The following is a 23,089-nucleotide window of genomic DNA, read 5'->3' on the forward strand; positions in this document are numbered from 1 at the left end:
ACGTGAGACCTCCCCAGATAAGAACGTACGCTTTCATCTCATATACCCTCTGATTCTACTACATAGGGATTCGGATAGTTATAGGACTTTATTTTGTTTAGCAAACTTGTCCTCCAAATGTAGCCTTATAATCAGTTTCTGTTCGTAGAGCCGAGAGTTTGCCGCCAGCTTCCTTCAGATTCCTCCTCGCGAAGGACACCCTTGCCTTGGGCTAACGATTCCCACTATCAGGGCTCGTTCGGGACTTACACCCTATAGCGCACGCCCATGCTGGGCGTACTAAAAAAGTCCGGCTTCTTTACAGAAACCGGACTTCCACACATAGTCAGCCTATATTAATTCAAAATAATTTCGTCTACAAATAAGTATCCCGGATTACCTTTTCCACCATGCCATGCTGGAATACTCTTTTCCGACAAAGCTTTTACTTTGACATAACGTGTCTTTACCGGAGTAAAGTTCAAGGTATGTACGTAAATCTGGTTCGGATCAGTTTCCTTCATTGCCGGATAAGACTCTGAAGCGACCTGTTTGAATGCCTTATTATCATCCGAAACCTCAACAGAAATACCTCTGGCATCGAATATCCAGTCACCTTTTTCTACACAGGCACGCAATGTCATCGAACTGATTTCTGTTGCTTCTTTCAAGTCGATAACTGCCTCCATATCATTCTTATAAAACGCAATCCAATGACCAGTCTTATAATTGCGGTTACCAGTCATACCATCTACCAAGGTAGGCGCCCCATTAAATTCATATGCTTTATTAATGGGCTGAAGCATAGAAATAGGTTTGGCAGTCGATTTACTGAAAGAAATAGTATCACAAGTAATACGTGAATTGCCTTCCGGACGCACTGCTGTCATACGCAATACACAAGCCTGGTCAATTGACAGTCCATCTTCATATTTCAAAGAGGCTGCTGTCGGTTCTGTTCCGTCGAGTGTATAGTATATCGGAGCATTGTCAACGGTATATGCACTGACATCCAACTTACCTGTTTCCTGATTTGGAGCAATATTGACTTTCACATCCAAAATATGAGTAGCATAGTTCCAGCCCTTCAGCTTGTAAATATCCATCAGGCGCACTGTACGCTTCAAGAATCCCTCGTAATCTTTCTTCTTATCAGGAGCACTCCACTGAGTTTCGCAAAGAGCAGCCATACGTGGCAATACCATATACTGTGCCTGTGCAAAAGTAGGTATATATTCTGTCCACAGATTAGCCTGTACACCGGTAATGTATTTCTGTTCTTCCGGAGTCAAGGCAGACGGCATTGGCTCGTAGCTATATACTCTTTCCATAGGCAAATAACCTCCGATAGCCAACGGTTCTGTTTCTGTATCCTTAGCCTGATAATAGTCAAAATACAAGTATGTATTCGGAGTCATGATAACATTATGCTTCTGGCGTGCAGCCTCAATACCTCCGGATTCACCTCTCCATGACATAACAGTTGCATTAGGAGCCAGACCACCTTCCAAGATTTCGTCCCATCCGATAATGTTACGTCCATGTTCATTCAAGAACTTTTCTGCTTCTCTTATCACATAACTTTGCAGGTATTCTTCTTTTGAATGTTTGCTGTCGCCTTTGATACCCAAAGCCTTGATTCTAGCCTGACATTTCGGACAAGTTTTCCATTTATCTTTCGGACATTCATCTCCACCTACATGAATATATTCTGACGGGAAGATTTCAATAATTTCAGCCAGCACATCCTTAATAAACTGAATTGTTTTGTCATTTCCGGCACATAGTACATTATCAGAAACGCCCCACATACGCCAAACTTCATACGGACCACCTGTACATCCTAGTTCCGGATAAGCAGCCAATGCAGCCTGCATATGTCCCGGAAGGTCTATTTCAGGAATAACAGTTATATAACGTTCTGCAGCATAAGCAACAATCTCTTTGGCTTGTTCCTGAGTATAGAAACCACCGTAAGGCTTTCCATCGTATTTTCCCGAGTTACGTCCTATAACAGTTTCACTACGTTTTGAACCGATTTCTGTCAGTTTCGGATATTTCTTTATTTCGATACGCCAGCCTTGGTCTTCAGAAAGATGCCAGTGTAAACGGTTGATATTATGCAGAGCAAGCATATCAATGTATGTCTTGATCTCGTCTACGGTAAACATATGGCGACCTACATCGAGCATCATACCACGATAGCTGAAACGCGGGCTGTCATTGATTTCAACAGCAGGCAGTTCAATTGCCCCACCTCCTTCATGTACAGAAACCGATTTACGTAATGTCTGAATACCATAGAATACACCAGCTTCAGAAGGAGCGGTAATCACCACCTTCTTACCGTCTACAGTCAAGCGGTATGCTTCCGGCGAATTAGCCTCCAGTCCCAGTTTCAGTACAATTCCGCTTTCTTTATCACCTTCCTGTACCTTCAGGTCAATACCGGTCTGTTCTTTAATAAAAGAAGCCAGAAACTCAGCATTCTTTTTCATTTTTTCATTACCGGCTGTGTAATAAATTGTTTCTCCACTTTTCAGCAGGAAGCCACTTTGTTGAGGAGTTGTAATCTCCAGAGGCATAGGCACTATCTGATAATCAGCTACAGCCGCCGGCTTTTCCGAACACGACGCAACCAACATTCCAGCAAACGCCAACCCCAAGCAATTTAATTTTGAGAATGGTTTCATAAAAGTTAAATATAAAGGTTAGTATTAATAATTAGTTTTCAGTATATGAGATATCACTCAGCTGACGTATATGCACTGAAACATCCTCCAATGGAGATCCGTCACCTGAGGTTATAAGTATTTTCCGGGAAACTCCGGGCAACAAATCGAAAAAATTATCCGAGAAGCGTACGCCCTGAACCGGTATTTCTATAAATACATCACGTGCCAGTTGGTCCGATTTCAACGTCAGTTCACAAGCACCGTTTTTCTTTTTTATCTTACAATTTATTTTTGCCTGAGGCAGATGCTGCGCCTTGGGACGCACCGGATAATAAACCTCATCCGAAAGCACCTGACGATCATGAACTCCTTTCAACGTCATGTGTATAAACGAAGTAGTTGTATCGCACACTGCAAAGGCACTATTCCAGTCCTCTTCATAGAACAAAGCAGAAGAATTAACCGGCAGCTCACCTTTTACTTGATGACGACGCAATACCTTCCCTTTAAAATCCGTCAATTCAATCTGCAATATAATATCCTTTGTCTTCAGCACATCCGACATAACATAGTATTTCAATTTATCTCCCTCACGGACCGCATCTACCAGTACAGGAGCAAACGCCCGGCGGCTCTGGTAATGCAATGCTTTCCAGTTACCGTAATAGTCGATAGCCGACCAGGAAACAACCGGCCAACTGTCATTAAGCTGCCAGATCAAACTACCCATACAATAAGGACGATTCCGGCGATGAGCTTCCATTCCCTGCCGCATTCCCTGTCCTTGCAACACAAGTCCCAGATACACCAAGTCCTCAAATTTTTCAGGAACCCGATAATATAATCCCATTGTCTTTTTTATCAGGAAATTACCGATTGAACTTTTCTGATGTGCATTCATCACCGGCGATTCCATGTTATAGTCTTCCGGTGAAGCAAAGGAATGTATCGTCTTCATTTCGGGGAACGACTGAAAGCCAAATTCGCTCATAAAACGAGGTATTTCGGCATCCAGACTTTCGAAAGGTTTCTGCCCGTACCATATTCCCCAGTTATGACTATCTCCATTCTTCCAGGTATTCGGTCTTCCCCAATTGGCTTCATAAGGAGAACTCTCCAGATAAAATCGGCCCGGATCGAGTTCTTTAACCTTTTCCGGCAGTAACCGACGGAACAAAATATCGTAACCATCTGCCAGTTGCTGGTATATCTCGGTACCGTATTTCTTCTTCCAGCCCCAGTATTTCATGCCCTCACTTACTTCATTGTTTCCACACCACATTGCCAGCGAAGCATGATTACGCAGACGTTTGATGTTATAAACCGCTTCTTCCGATACTTGTTTCAGGAAAGCAGGATCGTGTGGATAAGGTGTACAAGCAAACATAAAGTCCTGCCACACCAGTATGCCACGTTTGTCGGCTTCTTCGTATAGTGCATCGTCCTCATAAACTCCTCCACCCCATACACGTATCATATTCATGTGTGCAGCCTGTACATCTTCCAGCAGACGGACATACCGCTCACGGGTGACACGTGGCAACAAAGCATCCGAAGGTATCAGATTGGTTCCCTTGGCAAACATCGGAATGCCATTTACTTCAAAATAGAAACTCATACCCAGACTATCCTTCTCTTGTACGACACGTATCGAACGAAGTCCTATCTGATGTTGCTTGCAGGCAACTGTCTTTCCATCAATGGTTACAGAAGCATGAAAATCATATAAAGCAGCCTCTCCCCATCCATTCGGCATCCATAAATGTGGAGATTCAATGTTCAGAGGAAGCGATACCGTATTTACTCCCGGCTGCAAGCTGACAGCCTGCTCTATCATCCGGCTTCTTTCCTGTCCGTACGTGCAGGTAATCTTTACTTGTGCCTCCTGTATCTGGTTGCTGAGATTGTTTATTTCCAGACGATTGTCTACTTCTGCCCGACTGGAAGTGACCGACTCTTGACAAACAAAATAGTCTTCTATTACCGCCTGACCGGCAAATTCCAGACGAACGGGCCGCCAGATACCACAAGTCACCATCCGAATTCCCCAGTCCCATCCATACGAATAAGGAGCCTTGCGTGTGAAAATACTTACCCGTTCGGCACGATGATCATTGGCAGCAGGATAAATAAAACCGTTTGTTTCCCACTGAGGCATCGCTTCACGAAGCGGTGACCGGAAGCTGACAAGCAACTTGTTCTCTCCTTTTCTCAAAAAATGCTTCACTGGAACCCGATAACCAACAAACATATTGTCTGCCTTCAGTATACATGCCCCGTTCAGCGAAACATCGGCATATGTATCAAGCCCTTCAAACACTAAAAATATTTCTTGGTGAGCCAACTGTTCTTCGGTAAGCATAAAAGAAGTCCGATACAACCAGTCTTCATCTTCCACCCATTGTATCTCGTCTTCATTCATCCCGTAAAAAGGATCCGGTAATTTTCCCTGAGCAATCAAATCCTGATGAACCGTACCCGGCACAACAGCAGGCAACCATTCATTGCTTCCATACTTCGAAAACTGCCAGCCGGAATGAAGCGTCAAACTATCGGCTAATGTAGTATTACCTAAAGAAAAGAAGCCCGTTAATAATGCCATCAGGATGATTTTCCACATATCTTTTCAAGTTACAGATTTAAGAATCAATCAATTAAACTTTTCTTCCTGCTCGATGTTACACTAAAATCCGCTCTCCGACCAACAAGCCGAAAAGATATCCCCCATAGTCGAACTAAAATGCGTTTCAAGCACAAACTCTTCACTCTACAAAATAAAATAAGTTTTTCCGATAATACAAATTATATTAACCAGAAAAACTTACTTATTTCATCAAACTCCCGGGGAGTTTGTTTACATCCAACAAATGACAGCCGAACTTATTTTACTTTCAGCTTGTCAAATCCTTCGCCATACACTCCCACTACATTACTTTGGGAAACGAAAGCATCCGGATCAATATCTTTCACCAGACGGAAAATATCGAGTGATTCCACTTTCTTCGCCAGTACAACAATAACCTTGATGTCTTGCTTGCTATACCAGCCCTGACCGTCGAGCAATGTCACACCACGGTCTATCTTGGTAGAAATGCCTTCTGCTATCTGTTCATATTTCCGCGAGAATATCAGGAACTGGACCGACTGACGGGAACTGTTGATTACATAGTCTATCACGATACTCATGATAAACAATACACAGAAACCGAACAAAACGCGCTTCCAGTCGTGGAAAATGAAATAACACGATGAAATGATTACGATATCACAGTACATCATCATACGTCCCAAGGTAACATCCTTGTACTTGTTGATAATCCATGCAATGATATCAGTTCCTCCCGTACTACCATTGTTGCAGAATACGATACCGATTCCGAAACCCAGCAGTCCGGCACCGATAACACAAGCCATGAACTCCTGCCCCGGTCCAAGAAGCTGAGGAAGATTTCCGGCACTGTTTCTGAACAAAACCTGAAACCACCAAAGCAAGAAAGTCAGCATAAAGATGGCATAGATGGTCTTCACACTGAACTTAGGTCCCAGAATTTTCAAGGCAAATCCCAGAAAAACAGCGTTAATCACAAAGTAAGAAACCTGAATTTCAATACCTGTAGCATAATAAATAATAGCGGCAATACCACTCACCCCTCCGGTTGTTATCTGGTAAGGCAACAGAAAAGCTACCCATCCCAGCGCATAACATACCAGTCCGAAAGTAATGGCAAGGTAGTCTTTCGACTCCCTGCCTATTTTTTTCTTCAGAATCGCTTCCATATGTCTGCGATTAAAGTACGATGTTTACAATCTTCTTCGGCACGATAATAACCTTCTTCGGAGTTTTGCCTTCAATCCACTTCTGCGACTGTTCATCGCTCATTACGGCTGCCTGAATCGTTTCATTGTCTGCATCGGCAGGGAATTCCATTGTAAAGCGAGCTTTTCCGTTGAAAGAAATCGTATATTTCACACTATCTTCTTTCAGATACTCTTCATTGAATACCGGCCACTGTGCATCACAAACCGAAGTTGTATTGCCCAAAGCTTCCCACAATTCTTCTGCCAGATGTGGAGCAAACGGAGCAATCAGCACTACCAGATCACTCATCACAGCCTTGTTACGGCATTTCAACGAAGTCAGTTCGTTTACACAAATCATAAAGGCACTGATAGACGTATTGTAAGAGAAGGTTTCAATATCACCAGTCACCTTCTTGATCAGCTTATGAATTGCTTTCAGCTCTTCCTTGGTAGGTTCTCCTTCTGCCGGCATGAAATTGCCCTGACGGTCGTAGAACAAGTTCCAGAGTTTCTTCAAGAAACGGTGAACACCATCGATACCATTTGTATCCCATGGTTTAGACTGCTCTACCGGTCCGAGGAACATTTCGTACATACGCAGTGTATCAGCTCCGTATTTCTCTACAATCATATCCGGATTCACTACGTTATACATCGATTTACTCATCTTTTCTACAGCCCATCCACAGATATACTTGCCGTCTTCCAAAATAAATTCGGCATTGTTGTATTCCGGACGCCAGTTTTTGAAAGCTTCTACATCCAATACATCATTTGAAACGATATTAACATCTACATGAAGCGGAGTCACATCGTACTGATCTTTCAAGCCCAATGAAACGAATGTGTTAGTATCCTTGATACGGTAAACAAAGTTGCTTCGGCCTTGAATCATACCCTGATTGACAAGTTTCTGGAAAGGCTCTTCCTTGATGCTCACACCCAGGTCGAACAGGAACTTGTTCCAGAAGCGAGAATAAATCAAGTGTCCGGTAGCATGTTCCGTACCACCTACGTACAAGTCCACATTCTGCCAGTAACGATCGGCTTTTTCAGAAACCAATGCCTGATCATTGTGCGGATCCATATAACGCAAATAGTAAGCCGATGAACCTGCAAATCCCGGCATAGTATTCAGTTCCAGCGGGAAAACAGTTACGTTGTCTATTTTTGTATTCTCTACCACTTCACCTTTGGTTACATCCCACGCCCACTTGGTAGCATGTCCCAATGGAGGCTCACCTGTTTCGGTAGGCAGGAATTTGTCTACTTCAGGAAGTTCCAGCGGCAACTTGCTTTCGTCTATCATGTAAGGCACACCGTCTTTGTAATAAACCGGGAACGGTTCACCCCAGTAACGCTGGCGGGAGAAAATCGCATCACGCAAACGATAGTTCACTTTCACACGACCCAACTGATGCTCCTTCACATATTTTTTGGTTGTGGCAATAGCTTCTTTGATAGTCAATCCGTTCAGGTTCAAGTCGCAATACGGAGTAGCTCCTGCTTTCGGAGAATTACATACGATACCTTCTTTAGCATCGAAGCTTTCTTCCGACACATCACAACCTTCTACCAATGGAACGATAGGCAAGTTGAAGTGTTTTGCAAAAGCATAGTCACGACTATCGTGAGCCGGAACAGCCATAATGGCTCCTGTACCATATCCAGCCAATACATAGTCGCTGATCCATACTGGAACAGATTCACCAGTAAACGGATTCACTGCATACGAACCACTGAATACACCGGTAACACGGCGATCGGCGATACGTTCACGTTCGGTACGCTTCTTAGTACGGTCCAGATAAGCTTCCACTTCTGCTTTCTGGCCTTCGGTTGTCAGCAGCGGAACAAGCTCACTTTCAGGAGCCAGAACCATGAATGTTACACCAAACATAGTATCGGCACGAGTCGTAAAGATGGTAAATTCCAAATCGCTGTCTTTTACCTTGAAACGTACCTCTGCACCTTCCGAACGACCAATCCAGTTACGCTGTGTTTCTTTCAGAGAATCAGTCCAATCTACAGTTTCCAGTCCGTCGAGCAAGCGCTGAGCATATGCTGACACACGCAGACACCACTGACGCATCTTCTTCTGCACCACCGGATAACCACCACGTTCAGATACGCCGTCCACTACTTCATCGTTAGCAAGTACAGTACCCAGTTGCGGACACCAGTTAACCATAGTTTCACCCAAATAAGCGATACGGTAGTTCATCAGCACTTCCTGCTGTTCCTTTTCGCTCTTTGCTTTCCATTCTTCTGCTGTAAAGCTCAGTTCCTCACTACAAGCTACATCCAGTCCTTCTGTTCCTTTCTCCTCGAAATGCTTGATCAGTTCACTGATAGGTTCAGCTTTTCCACAAGTATTGCAATAATAGCTGTTGAACATTTTCTGGAAAGCCCATTGAGTCCAGTGATAATAACCCGGCTCACAAGTACGAACTTCACGGTCCCAGTCGAATGAAAAACCGATTTTATCCAACTGCTGACGGTAACGGTTAATATTGTTTACGGTAGTGATAGCCGGATGCTGACCGGTCTGAATAGCATATTGTTCAGCAGGCAAACCATAAGCATCGTATCCCATCGGATTCAATACATTATAGCCCTGCAAGCGTTTGTAACGAGCATAAATATCGCTGGCAATGTAGCCCAGCGGGTGACCAACATGAAGTCCTGCTCCCGACGGATAAGGGAACATGTTCAGTACATAGAACTTCTTTTTCGATTCGTCTTCGACAACCTTGTAGGTTTTGTTGTCTACCCACTTCTGCTGCCATTTTTTCTCGATCTCTCTGAAATTATATTCCATAGTGATGTTATATATTTGATTTTTACTATTTCCCACAATACCGTGCAAAGATAGTAAGACTTCGGGAATAAAACCGATTTTTCCGCTAACAAATATCCGACCAATCCGTTATCTTGCAGCCTATTAACTCATACTCCTTCCCTAGTTGACATTCCTGCCGCTTTTTCCCCATTACTCAACAACTAATTATACTGCATCTTTTCACACTAATACTTATCAGGTTTTTAACGGAATAATCAACTATTACCAACAGGTTGTTAACACCTGTTGAAACAATAACTAAAATTCTATTTATCAGAAATATATATCTATCACATCCCCATATAGAACAAGGATTTTAACAGAGATATTCACACTTATTTCACACCCCTGTTTATATACAAATACACTTTTCAACAAGCTTATCAAAAGAGTTTTTCCTAACAGCAACTATACCCAAAAAGAAAATTCCCCTCTGAGCTTTCCGTTTTTCTGTAAAGCAGAACCAATAACGGAACCCAGAGGGGAATCGATATCAGATAAATTAAAAAGTTACTTTTCGAAGTCAGCCCAGTTAGTCAGACGCATATCACCCTGTTTGATGAAAACCTGATGCATACCCAACGCTGCCGACAAACTGTGGCAAGTCTGTCCCTTAGTAGAAATCTTCAGATAATCCCACAACAGTTGTTTGTAGTCCGGATGTGCACAGTTTTCGATTACAGCCTGTGCACGTTCCATCGGACTCTTTCCACGTAAATCAGCAATACCCTGTTCGGTGATAATCACATTTACAGAGTGTTCACTATGATCGAGGTGAGAAACCATCGGCACGATTGAACTGATACATCCTCCTTTTGCTGTCGACGGACAAGAGAAGATAGAGATATAAGCACTGCGGGTAAAGTCGCCCGAACCACCGATGCCATTCATCATCTTCGTACCGCAGATATGAGTTGAGTTTACATTTCCGTAAATATCAGCTTCGATGGCTGTATTCATTGAAATAACACCGATACGACGAACAACTTCCGGACAGTTAGATATTTCCGACGGACGAAGTACAAGCTTGTGGCGGAAGAAATCCATATTATCATAAATATCTTGCAGACAGTCGTTTGTAACACTGAGTGAACAAGTACTTCCAAACTTGATTCTACCCTCTTTAATCAATTTGATGACTGAGTTCTGAATAACCTCCGTATACATTTCGAACGGTGGAATACTGGGATCCTTGCCCAATGCACTGAGTACAGCATTAGCAATATTCCCCACTCCCGACTGCAACGGAAGGAAAGTAGACGGAATAATTCCTCGGCGCATATCTGCCGCAAGGAAGTCAGCTACATTCTGACCAATTTTATCCGTAATAGGATCCGGTTCATGGAATCCTCTCGCTTCATCAGGCAGATTCACTTCTACCACTCCTACTATCTTTTCCGGACTTACCTGAATATAAGGCAATCCGATACGGTCGCTTGGACGTACAATAGGAATCGGACGACGATAAGGAGGGCGTTCCATTTCATACAAATCGTGCACACCTATCAGGCTTTTGCTGTGCGCAGCATTAAGCTCTACTATCACCCGGTCGGCAAGACGAGCAATTGTCGGAGTAATTCCCACACCTGCAGTCAGATAGATCCGTCCGTCTTCTGTAATTTCACAGGCTTCGATGATAGCTGTAGTTACATGACCTAAAAAACCGGAACGCAAACGCTGGGCAACCTGAGAAAGATGTATATCCGTATAATTGATTTCACCGGTATTGACTGCTTTGCGGAAGTCAGTATTCGTGGTATATGGAGCACGGAAGTGAATAGCATGAGCACGAGTGAGCACTCCGTCGCAAGAATCTCCGGTAGAAGCTCCAGTAATAATCCCAATCTGAAAGTGTTCTCCCCTGGCGTGTTTCTCTTCCGCCTGCCTGGCAAGCTCTGCCGTTACGGCTTTCGGACTTCCTGCTGGTGTAAACCCGCTCAGGGCGATAATCTCTCCATCTTTTATCAGGCTGGCAGCTTCGGCTGCGGTCATAAAGTTATAATTCATGGTATTAGGTGTTTTTATAATTGTTAGTATTAAACTTACATTGTTTCCGGTTAATATTTACGGTTAAAGATTTCAGAATAAATGAATGCACGCCGCGCTTCTTCCGGTGTACTCAAACGGATATTTTTTTCCGACACTGCCGGCTGAGCAATACGAGGAGATGGCTTTTTCTGCGCCTCGACAGCTACTTCCCGCCTCTTTTTACTTTCTCCTTTAACCTTTCTATTTTTCTTGTTATCAACATATTGGGCTACGGAGTCACTACTTTTATCCGGTACTATTTCTTCCTTCTTCCCGACAACTGGAATCGGCTTTGCCGTTTTCCTGCGGGAAACAGTATTTTTCGTCTTTTTCTTCTTGGCATAATTCTGACAGGCGGCCAAGGCAATAGCCGCTACTACAACAAGTATGCTTACCACGTCGTCCATAGTCTACCAAAATGTTAAGGATTTGCCCAAAGATACTAATAAATATAACACATTCATGGATTTTAGGGAAGAAACTCATATCTTTGCAAATGAATTTATTAAATAATAACATACCATTATGACAAAAGAAGCTACGGGAGCGGACTTTAAATCCGCAACCGAACTGGAAACCAAAAAACTGTTTATTGAAACTTACGGTTGTCAGATGAATGTGGCAGACAGCGAAGTCATCGCATCTATCATGCAGATGGCAGGATATGCGCCATGCGAGAGCCTGGACGAAGCTGATGCTGTATTTATGAACACTTGTTCTATCCGTGACAACGCAGAACAGAAAATCCTGAACCGTCTGGAATTTTTCCACTCGCTGAAGAAAAAACGCAAGCATCTTATCGTAGGTGTATTGGGGTGTATGGCTGAACGCGTAAAAAACGACCTGATCGAAAACCATCATGTCGATCTGGTAGCGGGACCGGATGCTTACCTGACCTTGCCCGACTTGATTGGTGCCGTCGAAGCAGGAGAGAAGGCTATCAACGTAGAACTGTCAACAACAGAGACTTATCGCGATGTCATCCCGTCACGAATCTGTGGAAATCACATTTCCGGCTTTGTATCTATCATGCGCGGATGTAACAATTTCTGCCATTACTGTATCGTGCCTTACACTCGCGGACGTGAACGAAGCCGTGATGTGGAAAGTATCTTGAACGAAGTGCACGATTTGCAACGCAAGGGTTATAAGGAAGTGACTCTGTTGGGTCAGAATGTAAACTCGTACCGTTTCGAACGGGAAGGAGAGGTGGTAACATTCCCGATGCTGCTACGTATCGTTGCCGAGGCTGTACCCGAAATGCGTGTACGCTTTACTACTTCACATCCCAAAGATATGAGCGACGAAACACTGCACGTCATAGCCGATGTACCTAACGTATGCAAGCACATACATTTGCCGGTACAGAGCGGAAGTTCACGTATTCTGAAACTGATGAACCGTAAATATACGCGCGAATGGTATCTGGAAAGGGTAGAGGCAATCCGCCGTATCATACCCGACTGTGGACTGAGTACGGATATTTTCTCCGGTTTTCATTCTGAAACAGAAGAAGATCATCAGATGAGCCTCTCACTGATGCGTGAATGTGCATACGACTCTGCTTTTATGTTTAAGTACTCTGAGCGTCCGGGAACATATGCCTCCAAACATTTGCCCGACGACGTACCCGAAGAAGTCAAGATACGCCGTCTGAATGAAATGATAGAGCTACAGAATCAGTTGTCGGCCGAAAGCAATGCCCGCGATGTAGGCAAAACCTTCGAAGTACTGGTAGAAGGGGTGTCCAAGCGTTCGAAAGAACAACTGTTCGGACGAACTGAACAAAATAAGGTAGTGGTATTCGACCGGGGTACACACCGCATCGGCGATTTTGTACGCGTACGTATCACCGAATCGAGTTCTGCGACACTGAAAGGTATCGAAGTTACTGAATAACAAAAACAAATTTCATATTTTACAATCAAAAAAATCGAAAAGAAACGATGAAAAGAAGAATCACGCTCAGTTGGCTGCTCATGGCGTTAATCTGTTTGCCCATGTTCGCCCAGATGCAAGATCCGGTACGATTCAAGACCGAATGGAAAAATCTTTCGGCCAATGAAGCAGAAATTATTTTTACTGGTACAATGGACCAGGGCTGGCATGTTTATTCTACCGACCTGCAAGAAGGCGGTCCTACTTCCGCAACTTTCAACATCGACAAGATAGAAGGTGCTGAATTAGTTGGTAAACTTACTCCGGTAGGAAAAGAAATCAAACAAATGGACCCTATCTTCGATATGGAAGTGAAATTCTTCGAAGGTACAGCTAAGTTCTCGCAGAAGGTCAAACTGACTGGAGGTAATTATCTGGTGACTGGTTATCTGGAATATGGCGCATGCAACGACCAAAACTGCTTGCCGCCTACCAGCGTAGATTTTTCATATAAAGGAACTGCTGCCGGAGCCGCTTCGACAACATCTGCCGATGCAAAAGCAGCGGAAGAGACTGCAACCGACCAGCCAGTCGAGACAGCCGATTCTGCCACAGTAGCTGCTCCGCAAACTTTGCAGGACGCTACAGATTACTGGAAACCGGTTATCAAAGAACTTTCCAGCTATGGAAGTAATGAAGAGCAGGAATCACATTCCTGGATTTACATTTTCTTTACCGGACTGGTAGGAGGTCTTCTCGCCTTGTTTACTCCTTGTGTATGGCCTATTATCCCGATGACTGTCAGCTTCTTCCTGAAACGTACAAAGGATAAGAAAAAAGGTATTCGCGATGCATGGACTTATGGTGCCTCTATCGTAGTTATCTACGTAGCACTGGGACTTGCCATTACATTGATTTTTGGAGCGAGCGCACTTAATGCATTGTCTACCAATGCCATCTTCAACATCTTGTTCTTCCTGATGCTGGTTGTTTTCGCTGCTTCTTTCTTCGGCGCATTCGAAATTACCTTACCGTCTAAGTGGAGCAATGCCGTCGACAGCAAGGCAGAAGCAACAACAGGTTTGCTTAGCATCTTCCTTATGGCATTTACCTTGTCGTTGGTATCTTTCTCTTGTACTGGTCCTATCATCGGCTTCTTGTTGGTAGAAGTTTCTACTACAGGTAGCGTAGTTGCTCCGGCTATCGGTATGTTGGGCTTCGCTATCGCACTGGCTTTACCGTTCACCCTCTTTGCAATGTTCCCGTCATGGCTGAAGTCTATGCCTAAATCTGGAGGCTGGATGAACGTCATCAAAGTAGTACTGGGATTCCTGGAACTGGCATTCGCTTTGAAATTCTTGTCGGTTGCCGACCTGGCATACGGTTGGAGATTGCTCGACCGTGAAACGTTCCTGGCACTCTGGATTGTAATCTTTGCTTTATTAGGTATGTATCTGCTGGGCAAAATCAAGTTCCCGCACGATGATGATAACAATAAAGTAGGGGTGGGACGTTTCTTCCTGGCACTGATCTCACTGGCTTTTGCCGTATATATGATTCCAGGACTTTGGGGAGCACCTTTGAAAGCTGTCAGTGCTTTCGCACCTCCCATGCAGACTCAGGACTTCAATTTATATAAGAACGAAGTACATGCTAAATTCACCGACTTTGATGCGGGTATGGAATATGCTCGTCAGAACAATAAACCAGTCATGATCGACTTTACCGGATATGGTTGCGTAAATTGCCGTAAGATGGAACTTGCCGTATGGACCGATCCGAAAGTAAGTCAGTTGCTGAACGACGATTATGTACTTATTACATTGTACGTCGACGAAAAGACCAAACTTCCGGAACCGATAAAGGTTACAGAAAATGGAACAGAACGCACCTTGCGCACGATAGGAGACAAATGGAGCTATCTACAACGCTCTAAATTTGGAGCCAATGCACAGCCGTTCTACGTATTGCTCGACAACGAAGGTATGCCTCTGAACAAGTCATATTCGTACGATGAAGACATCGCCAAGTACGTAGACTTCCTCCAGACTGGTCTGAAGAACTACAAGAAATAATTAGCTCCTTTCAGTGGAACAACAAAAAAGCTTCCGGAAACCTTTTGATCGGTTTCCGGAAGCTTTTTCATATTTCCAACCGTTGTTTGCAGCAAAGTATTATTCCAGACTCTTATATGTCTTTCTAAGCTCCTGCCACAGGAACATCCTGTCATACCTGCTGCCAATCAAATTCCGCGCATTAGCAGCCATTTTCTGCCTCGCCGCTTCGTCCGTAAGCATATTCCTCATTGCTCTCCATAAAACCTCCGTATTGCGGGGAGGAATAATCACACCATTCACACCGTCACGAATAATCTCACTGCTTCCATTGATATCAGTTACGATACTAGGCAAGTTCATTGCTCCTGCCTGAAGAACAACATTCGGAAAGCCCTCCCGGTAACTAGGAAAGACAAACACATCCGAAGCAGCCAGATAAGGCCGGATATCCTGCTGCCATCCGACAAACGTCACTCTGCTGTCCTCTAAAAACATCCGTTTGGTTTTCGGCAAGACTGGGTCCAGCTTCTCTTCGAAATCCCCCACCAGTAACAACCTGCATGACGAAAACTCTTTTTCCAGCCTTGCAAATGCCTCCGCCAGTTCATTCATGCCTTTATCACCGACAATTCGTCCCACAAAACAGAAGGTTATACAATCTTTCTCCCGAATGCTTTCAGCCTTTTTCATGACCTCTTCCGTCCGGTCGAAATACGCCAAATCAATTCCGTTAATATTTCCGTTTCCCACTATATGCAATTCCTTGTGCGTAATGCCGAAACGTTCCAGATCCCTTTTTACCCCTTCGCCTTCCGGATTAATGAATGTAGCACAAGCACACGTCAGTTTATCCGTAGCCATCAACAGCTTCCGCTTCAGCCCCGTCGAAGTAGGGAAAACCAGCCCCGTAAACAAGTGGAATCTGACCGGCACTCCACATATCCGCGCTGCCAGCATCCCCAGCAAACCCGCTTTCGGAGTCATCGTATGCACCATCCACGGTTTTTCCTTCCGCATCAGTTTTATCAGTGCAAAGAGCGATTTCAAATCCTGAATAGGGGAGATACGCCTCTCCATCCGTATTCCTACCGTCCGCACCCCTTCTCTTGCTTTCACTTCTTCCAGATCTTTTCCGGGAGAAGAAACAGCGACCATTTCATAGTCCTCATTCAGCATGCGCAACTGTCCTTGTAGCAACAAGTTCAGCGACATCGGTACCGTCGCTATTCGTAAGACTTTCTTTTTCATTGCAATTTCTTTATTACTTCACACCGGTTACCTAAGGCGAGTACACCGTCGGGAATATCCCTGACGACAACCGAACCGGCACCTACTATGCTCCATTTCCCAATCTTTACTCCAGGAATAATTGTTGATCCGGCACCAATCCATGTTCCTTCACCTACATGGACATTTCCACACAATGTGCAATGAGGGGAAATATGTACAAAATCATCAATAACGCACTCATGATCTACCGAAGCTCCAGTGTTGATAATACAATGGGAAACAAAAGAGCATATATCAAGCCTGTCTTGGAAAGTGAAACATTTGTACCACAAAACTATATTGCAGCTTGTGGAGATACAGAATATGGTAATTATTTGTTTGAATGTAATGCAGGAGATCTTCACTTACACAGATACCCCTACGAAGTTTTTACAGGAACTCCTAAAACTGACAGGTGGGGAAATCTAGAGCCTAACTATAGGAATTATCTAGGAACCTATCATGCATGTGGGGAAAAGCATGAAGCCCCAACCACAAGCTCTTTCATTGATGGATATATGGACGATACCAGAACACCTGAGTTTGATAATATAAAAGTAATTATATGGAGAGGAAAACATAATAATGATATACATTGTACAGAAAATCTCGACCGAAACTCATGGGAAATGGCTAAATCATAATCAACAAAATCAATAAACCGTATAGAGATAAGATTGTACCCTTCATGATACAATCTTATCTTTTTTAAAAGATGGACCAACTACACGATGCAAACCCGGTAGAAAAACGCTTGGTAGATAAAGCAACGCAACTCAGAATCCCTATATCAGCTTCTTTCGAACTGACTCCACTCTGTAACCTGAGTTGTGACATGTGTTATGTCCGTATGAATGCACGCGAACTGGCGATGCATGGAAATGTACGGAGTATGGATGAATGGCTAAAAACAGCAGAAGAACTGAAAGCCATGGGTACGCTGTTCATCCTGCTTACTGGAGGAGAGCCTTTGTTGTATCCTCAATTTAGCGAGCTTTATCTGGCCCTTCGTGAAATGGGATTCATTCTTACCATCAACACCAATGCGACACTTATTACCGAAGAGGTAGCGGAATTGTTCAGCAAGGTTAAACCGCGCCGCCTCAATGTCAGCCTCTATGGAGGATGCAACGAAACTTACAAGGATTTATGCCATACTTCAAACGGGTACGACCGTTGTATACAGGGACTTCGGTTACTGAAAAAGTATCACATCGATACCAAACTGAACCTGACCATCATCCGCAAAAACCGACAGGATTACGAAACGGTCATCCGCATGGCGGAAGAACTGGATATGCCGGCATCCATCAATTGCTACACATCTTTGTTCTGTAGTCCGACATGTACATCGCAGCTTTCGATTCCGGAAATCAGATTAACTCCGGAAGAAGTGGCCGCTCTCGAAATCGAACACCTCAAATACAAATACAAAGCCAATTATCACGAACACATTAAAGGTATGAACGCAGAGCTCACCGATATGGAATCTGCCGTTCCCAACGGCGTGACGTTGAGTTGCCGCGCCGGAAAAAGCTCCTGCTGGATCAACTGGCAAGGCATGTTGTCACCCTGTGTGGATATGGCTACTCCATCCGTATCTCTTGCTACCCACTCGGTAGCTGAAGCCTGGCAGCAGGTGGTAGAGCAATGTACAGCTTTACCCACCCATACGGAATGCAGCGGCTGCAAACTGAGCAAGCTGTGCAACGTATGCTACGCCAACGCAACCAACGAGAAAAAATATTGCGGAGATACCACTTATCTCTGCGCCATCGGCCAGGCTAAACGCCGCCTCATTGAGCAGGAAGTTCAACGCTAACTTATAACATCATGATCAGACTGACCATAGGGCCTCTACATATCCAGCTGGAAGGTTTCGAAAGAGAATATCTTCCGGCAAACACGTTGCTTTTCGAATCTACCTTCGAAAAAGCGGACCTCTATTATACCTTCCACACGGACCGGAATCCACAGCTACCCACTATTCAACCTGTTTTTCGTAAGCCGGATATCCTTGTATTCCGGCAACCGTCGGGACTGGAATCCCGGTTATTGGTTTTTCCGGACGGACAAACGCCCTATGCGTATCTGGAAGAAACGGATGCATGCCATACGGAAATTTATTTCAATCCGGCCTACATGCACCTGCTGAGTGCCGACACCATCTTCCATTCCCTGCTGGCACTCGAAAAGCACCTTGTTTTACGAAATTCCTTTGTCTTTCACTGTTCCTACCTCGACTTCGAGGGGAAAGCAATCTTGTTCAGCGGTCCCAGTGGAATAGGGAAGACCACACATACTAACCTGTGGTGCCAATACCTGCCTGAAAAGGCAAAGGTATTGAACGGCGACAAATGCTTGCTGAGCCATGAAGGCGATACATTCTATGCCAACGGCTGGCCCATCTGTGGTACAAGTGGCATCTGCCACAACGAACGTCGGGAAGTACAGGCTATCGTCCTGTTACAACAGGCACCCGACAATCATTTAATAATAGAAAAGAAAGTCCTTACATTCAGGCGTGTACTGGAACAACTGACGGTAAACTACTGGAACCGTGAGTTTACGGATGCGGCAATGACTTTCACCGAATCTCTTGTGTCCACCTTGCCCTGCCTTACTTATGCGTGCAACATCAGTCGTGAGGCCGTCGACACCCTGTACCAGAAACTTATAATGAACCATGTATGAAAAAAATTAAATCCTTTATATCACGCACCATTGCCGATGAAACCGTACTGGTTCCGGCTGACGAAACCGCACACGATTTCAACGGCATGATCAGCCTCACCGATACAGCTGCCTTTATCTGGGAGCATATCGAAGAAGCAGCTGATTTTAACCAGTTGGTCGACATGATACTCGACGAATACGAGGTTGACCGAGAAACAGCCGCAGCAGATGCCTCTGATTTTATCATGCAACTGTTACAGCAGGGCATGATCCAGCCGTCTGGTCTGAACTGGTAAGACAGATGGAACAGAAAAAAGAAGTATTTGTCCGCAACGATCTGTTTTTTGCCGGCGTACAGGAAATACTCCGTCAAGGGAAATCAGTCCGTATCCGCGTGCGAGGAAGTAGCATGCTTCCCTTCCTCCGCCACAACGATGATGTCTTGCTCGCTCCCCCCGATGGAAAACACATCCGCAAAGGAACAGTAGTCGTAGCACAAACCGATGAATCGGGCATCGTATTACACCGTATCCGACAAATAACAAAAAGTGGACGCATCACCTTACTCGGCGACGGCAATACCAACCAGTTCGAACATACAGACTACTCCCGGATTATTGCTGTAGTCACCCGCTATTACCGCGGCCGGCACAGCTTCTCGCCCGAAAGCCCCTTGATGAGGCTTGTCGGGCTATTATGGTGTTATATGCACCCCTGGAGAAGCTATCTCCTCCGTGTGCTTTGGAAAATAAAAAAATCAATAACAACTAACAATTAATTTATGAAACTCAACGAAAACCTCACTCTCCGCGAAGTTGCCGGAGAATATATGATAGTAAATCCTTTCAGCGAAACCATGGACATGACGCAGATTCTGACTCTGAATGAGACTGCCGCATGGTTGTGGCAACAAGCAGAAGGTAAAGAATTCGATGAAGATTATCTGGTTGATTTACTCTGTGAAGAATACGATGTCGACCGTGAAACGGCTGCTTCCGATGTACACGAAATGTGCATGCAGTGGCAAAGAACCGGACTGCTGGCATGAACAGTAGTGACCGCATAAAAGATGCGCTGTTTTTCCTGATCCGCCAAGGACTTTGGGGAGTCAAGGAAGATGCAGAGAAGTATTTTCCACTATCACCCGAAGAATGGCAGGCATTATATATTCACAGCCGCAGGCAGGCAGTACAAGGTATCGTATACGATGGTATGTTGTTGCTTCCTCGTCCGTTGTATCCACCACATACGCTCATTTTACGATGGACGTTGGACATTGATCAGTGGGAACGCATCAACAAACAACATATTCAAGTACTTTGTTCGCTCAATCGTTTTTTTGCATCCGAGCCTTCCATCTCTTTTGAATTAATCAAAGGACTGGCCCTGAGTTGCTATTATCCTCAACCACTGCATCGTATCTGCGGCGACATCGACCTGTATTTCGGCAGTGCCGAAGCCGTACGACAGGCAGCCAGGAAACTGGAAGCATCCGGAGTCAGTGTCAGATACGGAGCAAGCGATGACGCCGCCTGTTGTATTGGGCAGGTTGTTATCGAACTGCATCCCGAGCTGATAGAACTGCACAGCCCTTTTATTCAGAAGACATTACGAAAATGGGAGCAACAGATTTTCTGTACGGCACAACCAAGCATCCAGCCTGAATACAATGGCATACACATCAGTGTCCCCACACCGGAAGCTCACCATTTGCTGGTTTCCACCCATATACTGAAACACTTGCTCAACGAAGGAATCGGCTTGCGCCAGTTATGCGATGCGGCCATCCTACTCAAAGGACTGGCCCAGGAAACCAACCGCACAGAACTGGAACATCTATGCCACAGCTTTGGTGTCTGGCAATGGTCTTGCCTGCTTTATTCTTTTCTGGCAGAACATTTAGGATTGTCCGAGGAATATCTCCCTTTCCGAAAACATTGCGATACCACTGCTCTGATGACAGAAATCTGGGAAAGCGGCAATTTCGGTTTTTACGATGAGCGCAAGAAACAGCGTCCCGAAGGTAAATGGAAAAACAAGCTGTACACTACCCGGCAGATAGCCCGTAAAATACAGCTATTCTTCACTTGTGCCCCGGCAGAAACTTTTTGGTGGCCCACATTACTTATCCTCAGACGCATAAAAGAACTTTTTACCACACATGAAAACCATACTGAAAAAAATACTAAGTAAACTAACCCGTGAGAATCTCTCCCAGCAATATACCATTGGCAAAAAAGCCATGCGCTGGGTTCTTCAGGTTACGCAGGGATACCACTGGCTTATCATATTTTCCATTTTCTCAGGTATTTTCGGGGTAGGGATGTCCCTCTTCAATGTCTGGCTCTCCAAATGGATCATCGATATTGTAACCGGTGCCCGCGAAGGTAATGTCTGGATGGCCGCTGGTATCGTGGTATTTTTCTTCTTCTTCGGCATGGCGGTCAAGTTGATTTCTCCTTGGATTTTTGGGAAAATCAACATGCGTATCGGTATCCGCATGCAGAACTCATTGTCGGATGCCTTGATGATGTGCTCGTGGAAGAGCGGACAAAAATGGCATACCGGCGACTTGCTGACCCGTATCAACAGCGATGCTTCCGAAGTGCTTAGCATGGGAATGGGAATTCTACCTAACCTACTGATAACCTGTGTGCAGCTGGTGGGAGCATTTATCTTCCTTTGGGCACTCGAACCGCGCCTGGCGTGGTTCATACTGGGAGCTACTCCACTGGTACTCTTGTCTAAAATCTATTTCCGCAAAGTGCGCGAGCTAAGTAAAGCACAAAAAGCCATGAACAGCGAAATGGGTTCGGTCATGCAGGAAAACCTGTCACAACGTGTGCTGGTCCGCTCGTTAGGAGCTACCGATTACCGTAAGCAAAAGTTACATGAATCACAGGAAAAACTGTTCAACCTCGGTATGGAACAGATCAAGTTTTCTACCTTCTCGCAAGGTGTAATGGGTTTTGTCTTCGGAGGAGGATATTTATGTGCCTTTTTGTGGGGTATTTACCGTCTGGAGCATCAGGAGATTACTTTCGGTACCATGACTGCCTTCCTGCAATTAGTAGGACAGGTGCAAGGACCTTTTCTGGGCTTGATTGCCATTCCGCCCTCCTTAGTCCGTGGCTGGGCATCGGTAGAACGTCTCATGGAATTGTTCGAAGATGTAGAGCCGGATGAAACCCCGGAACATATTGACGGACCACTTACTTTGGAATTCAAGCATGTTTCGTTCGGCTACGAGTCCGGACAGCACGTGCTTCACGATTTCTCAGCAGAATTCCGTCCCGGCACTTCTACAGCCGTAGCGGGACCTACCGGTACTGGCAAAACTACCATCATTCGCCTTATGCTCGCACTAGTCCATCCCGATGAAGGAACGATTAACCTTGTGAGGGCAGATGGAAAAACATATACAGACACTTCCGCCACCCGCATCAACTTCATGTATGTCCCTCAGGGAAACACTCTGCTCAGTGGTACCGTCCGTGAAAATGTACTTTTAGGTGCTTCCGACTGTAGCGAAGCCCGACTGGAGCAAGTACTGCGTATTGCCTGTGCCGACTTTGTATTCGATTTACCTGAAGGAGTAGATACCCGCATTGGAGAACACGGTTATGGTCTTTCCGAAGGACAGGCACAGCGTATCTCCATAGCCCGTGCCCTGCTGCGTCCGGGTAACATCTGGCTGTTCGACGAAGCCTCTTCTGCCCTTGATGTTGATACCACTACAAAGTTAATAAACAACATTTTAGCCGAAGGAAAGGAAAAAACCATTATCTTTGTCACCCACGATCCGAGGGTTATGGAACGGTGCGATTCTGTCATCCACCTGAACGAAAACGAACTTAAAACAATAGAACAACTATAAAAATCAA

Annotated in this window: 17 protein-coding genes and 1 pseudogene; 10 read left to right on the plus strand and 8 right to left on the minus strand. The window is 44.8% G+C overall.

Features of this window, described 5'->3' with window-relative positions; translation table 11 throughout:
- Positions 1 to 335 precede the first annotated feature (335 nt).
- The 6 genes from WKT12_RS12535 to WKT12_RS12560 all read right to left on the minus strand — a co-directional run bounded on the left by WKT12_RS12535 (position 336) and on the right by WKT12_RS12560 (position 11,732).
- Positions 336 to 2,672: a glycoside hydrolase family 20 protein gene (locus WKT12_RS12535; RefSeq protein WP_340319872.1), complete on the minus strand. Its 2,337-nt coding sequence runs from the start codon at positions 2,670 to 2,672 to the stop codon at positions 336 to 338.
- Positions 2,673 to 2,703: 31 nt separating this feature from the next.
- Positions 2,704 to 5,256, minus strand: coding sequence for a beta-mannosidase (locus WKT12_RS12540; protein WP_340319916.1), 2,553 nt, complete (start codon positions 5,254 to 5,256; stop codon positions 2,704 to 2,706).
- Between the two features lie 278 nt (positions 5,257 to 5,534).
- Positions 5,535 to 6,431 (minus strand): YitT family protein, encoded by an 897-nt coding sequence (locus WKT12_RS12545; RefSeq protein ID WP_021970267.1) that lies wholly within the window; start codon positions 6,429 to 6,431, stop codon positions 5,535 to 5,537.
- A gap of 10 nt (positions 6,432 to 6,441) precedes the next feature.
- On the minus strand, positions 6,442 to 9,276 hold the full coding sequence (leuS, locus tag WKT12_RS12550) for a leucine--tRNA ligase (RefSeq protein WP_340319873.1): 2,835 nt from the start codon (positions 9,274 to 9,276) through the stop codon (positions 6,442 to 6,444).
- A gap of 531 nt (positions 9,277 to 9,807) precedes the next feature.
- Positions 9,808 to 11,304: an acetyl-CoA hydrolase/transferase family protein gene (locus WKT12_RS12555; RefSeq protein ID WP_340319874.1), complete on the minus strand. Its 1,497-nt coding sequence runs from the start codon at positions 11,302 to 11,304 to the stop codon at positions 9,808 to 9,810.
- Between the two features lie 50 nt (positions 11,305 to 11,354).
- Positions 11,355 to 11,732: a hypothetical protein gene (locus WKT12_RS12560; RefSeq protein ID WP_340319875.1), complete on the minus strand. Its 378-nt coding sequence runs from the start codon at positions 11,730 to 11,732 to the stop codon at positions 11,355 to 11,357.
- A gap of 118 nt (positions 11,733 to 11,850) precedes the next feature.
- Here WKT12_RS12560 and miaB point away from each other — a divergent pair, with 118 nt between their 5' ends.
- Both miaB and WKT12_RS12570 read left to right on the plus strand, forming a co-directional pair.
- Positions 11,851 to 13,224: a tRNA (N6-isopentenyl adenosine(37)-C2)-methylthiotransferase MiaB gene (miaB, locus tag WKT12_RS12565; protein ID WP_021970271.1), complete on the plus strand. Its 1,374-nt coding sequence runs from the start codon at positions 11,851 to 11,853 to the stop codon at positions 13,222 to 13,224.
- Between the two features lie 47 nt (positions 13,225 to 13,271).
- A complete protein-coding gene (locus WKT12_RS12570; protein WP_340319876.1) occupies positions 13,272 to 15,278 on the plus strand; it encodes a protein-disulfide reductase DsbD family protein in 2,007 nt (668 codons plus the stop codon).
- 99 nt (positions 15,279 to 15,377) lie between these two features.
- Here WKT12_RS12570 and WKT12_RS12575 read toward each other — a convergent pair whose 3' ends face one another.
- Positions 15,378 to 16,508: a glycosyltransferase family 4 protein gene (locus tag WKT12_RS12575; RefSeq protein WP_340319877.1), complete on the minus strand. Its 1,131-nt coding sequence runs from the start codon at positions 16,506 to 16,508 to the stop codon at positions 15,378 to 15,380.
- Positions 16,505 to 16,771 (minus strand): annotated as a pseudogene (locus WKT12_RS12580) (DapH/DapD/GlmU-related protein); the annotation flags it as partial. The gene WKT12_RS12575 and the pseudogene WKT12_RS12580, both read right to left, overlap by 4 nt.
- On the opposite strand from WKT12_RS12580, the gene WKT12_RS12585 reads away from it, so the two are divergent.
- From WKT12_RS12585 to WKT12_RS12620, 8 genes are all read left to right on the plus strand, one after another.
- The gene (locus tag WKT12_RS12585) at positions 16,763 to 17,173 is read left to right on the plus strand and encodes a hypothetical protein (RefSeq protein ID WP_340319917.1); all 411 of its coding nucleotides are present in this window, start codon (positions 16,763 to 16,765) and stop codon (positions 17,171 to 17,173) included. The pseudogene WKT12_RS12580 and the gene WKT12_RS12585 sit on opposite strands and share 9 nt — an antisense overlap.
- A 71-nt stretch (positions 17,174 to 17,244) precedes the next feature.
- Positions 17,245 to 18,351: a radical SAM protein gene (locus tag WKT12_RS12590; protein ID WP_340319878.1), complete on the plus strand. Its 1,107-nt coding sequence runs from the start codon at positions 17,245 to 17,247 to the stop codon at positions 18,349 to 18,351.
- A gap of 11 nt (positions 18,352 to 18,362) precedes the next feature.
- Positions 18,363 to 19,223: a hypothetical protein gene (locus tag WKT12_RS12595; protein WP_340319879.1), complete on the plus strand. Its 861-nt coding sequence runs from the start codon at positions 18,363 to 18,365 to the stop codon at positions 19,221 to 19,223.
- Entirely contained in the window at positions 19,220 to 19,501 is a 282-nt protein-coding gene (locus tag WKT12_RS12600) for a PqqD family protein (RefSeq protein WP_340319880.1), read from the plus strand. The genes WKT12_RS12595 and WKT12_RS12600 overlap by 4 nt, the downstream gene beginning before the upstream one ends.
- 5 nt (positions 19,502 to 19,506) lie before the next feature.
- Positions 19,507 to 19,983, plus strand: coding sequence for a S24/S26 family peptidase (locus WKT12_RS12605; RefSeq protein WP_340319881.1), 477 nt, complete (start codon positions 19,507 to 19,509; stop codon positions 19,981 to 19,983).
- Positions 19,984 to 19,986: 3 nt separating this feature from the next.
- A complete protein-coding gene (locus WKT12_RS12610) occupies positions 19,987 to 20,253 on the plus strand; it encodes a PqqD family protein (RefSeq protein ID WP_340319882.1) in 267 nt (88 codons plus the stop codon).
- Positions 20,250 to 21,398 carry a nucleotidyltransferase family protein gene (locus WKT12_RS12615; protein WP_340319883.1) on the plus strand — a complete coding sequence of 383 codons (1,149 nt, stop codon included), beginning with the start codon at positions 20,250 to 20,252 and terminating at the stop codon, positions 21,396 to 21,398. Before WKT12_RS12610 ends, WKT12_RS12615 begins: the two co-directional genes overlap by 4 nt.
- Complete coding sequence (locus WKT12_RS12620) at positions 21,367 to 23,082, plus strand: ABC transporter ATP-binding protein (protein WP_340319884.1); 1,716 nt, start codon at positions 21,367 to 21,369, stop codon at positions 23,080 to 23,082. Before WKT12_RS12615 ends, WKT12_RS12620 begins: the two co-directional genes overlap by 32 nt.
- Positions 23,083 to 23,089: the final 7 nt, after the last annotated feature.

Origin of the sequence: Phocaeicola sp. HCN-6420 (genome assembly GCF_037890145.1) — a bacterium.
Lineage (GTDB): Bacteria > Bacteroidota > Bacteroidia > Bacteroidales > Bacteroidaceae > Phocaeicola.

Excerpts from the sequence above, each read along its gene's own strand:
- WKT12_RS12535 (WP_340319872.1), bottom strand. The coding sequence starts at position 2,672 with ATGAAACCATTCTCAAAATTAAATTGCTTGGGGTTGGCGTTTGCTGGA.
- WKT12_RS12540 (WP_340319916.1), bottom strand. The coding sequence starts at position 5,256 with ATGGCATTATTAACGGGCTTCTTTTCTTTAGGTAATACTACATTAGCC.
- WKT12_RS12545 (WP_021970267.1), bottom strand. The coding sequence starts at position 6,431 with ATGGAAGCGATTCTGAAGAAAAAAATAGGCAGGGAGTCGAAAGACTAC.
- leuS (WP_340319873.1), bottom strand. The coding sequence starts at position 9,276 with ATGGAATATAATTTCAGAGAGATCGAGAAAAAATGGCAGCAGAAGTGG.
- WKT12_RS12555 (WP_340319874.1), bottom strand. The coding sequence starts at position 11,304 with ATGAATTATAACTTTATGACCGCAGCCGAAGCTGCCAGCCTGATAAAA.
- WKT12_RS12560 (WP_340319875.1), bottom strand. The coding sequence starts at position 11,732 with ATGGACGACGTGGTAAGCATACTTGTTGTAGTAGCGGCTATTGCCTTG.
- miaB (WP_021970271.1), top strand. The coding sequence starts at position 11,851 with ATGACAAAAGAAGCTACGGGAGCGGACTTTAAATCCGCAACCGAACTG.
- WKT12_RS12570 (WP_340319876.1), top strand. The coding sequence starts at position 13,272 with ATGAAAAGAAGAATCACGCTCAGTTGGCTGCTCATGGCGTTAATCTGT.
- WKT12_RS12575 (WP_340319877.1), bottom strand. The coding sequence starts at position 16,508 with ATGAAAAAGAAAGTCTTACGAATAGCGACGGTACCGATGTCGCTGAAC.
- WKT12_RS12585 (WP_340319917.1), top strand. The coding sequence starts at position 16,763 with ATGGGAAACAAAAGAGCATATATCAAGCCTGTCTTGGAAAGTGAAACA.
- WKT12_RS12590 (WP_340319878.1), top strand. The coding sequence starts at position 17,245 with ATGGACCAACTACACGATGCAAACCCGGTAGAAAAACGCTTGGTAGAT.
- WKT12_RS12595 (WP_340319879.1), top strand. The coding sequence starts at position 18,363 with ATGATCAGACTGACCATAGGGCCTCTACATATCCAGCTGGAAGGTTTC.
- WKT12_RS12600 (WP_340319880.1), top strand. The coding sequence starts at position 19,220 with ATGAAAAAAATTAAATCCTTTATATCACGCACCATTGCCGATGAAACC.
- WKT12_RS12605 (WP_340319881.1), top strand. The coding sequence starts at position 19,507 with ATGGAACAGAAAAAAGAAGTATTTGTCCGCAACGATCTGTTTTTTGCC.
- WKT12_RS12610 (WP_340319882.1), top strand. The coding sequence starts at position 19,987 with ATGAAACTCAACGAAAACCTCACTCTCCGCGAAGTTGCCGGAGAATAT.
- WKT12_RS12615 (WP_340319883.1), top strand. The coding sequence starts at position 20,250 with ATGAACAGTAGTGACCGCATAAAAGATGCGCTGTTTTTCCTGATCCGC.
- WKT12_RS12620 (WP_340319884.1), top strand. The coding sequence starts at position 21,367 with ATGAAAACCATACTGAAAAAAATACTAAGTAAACTAACCCGTGAGAAT.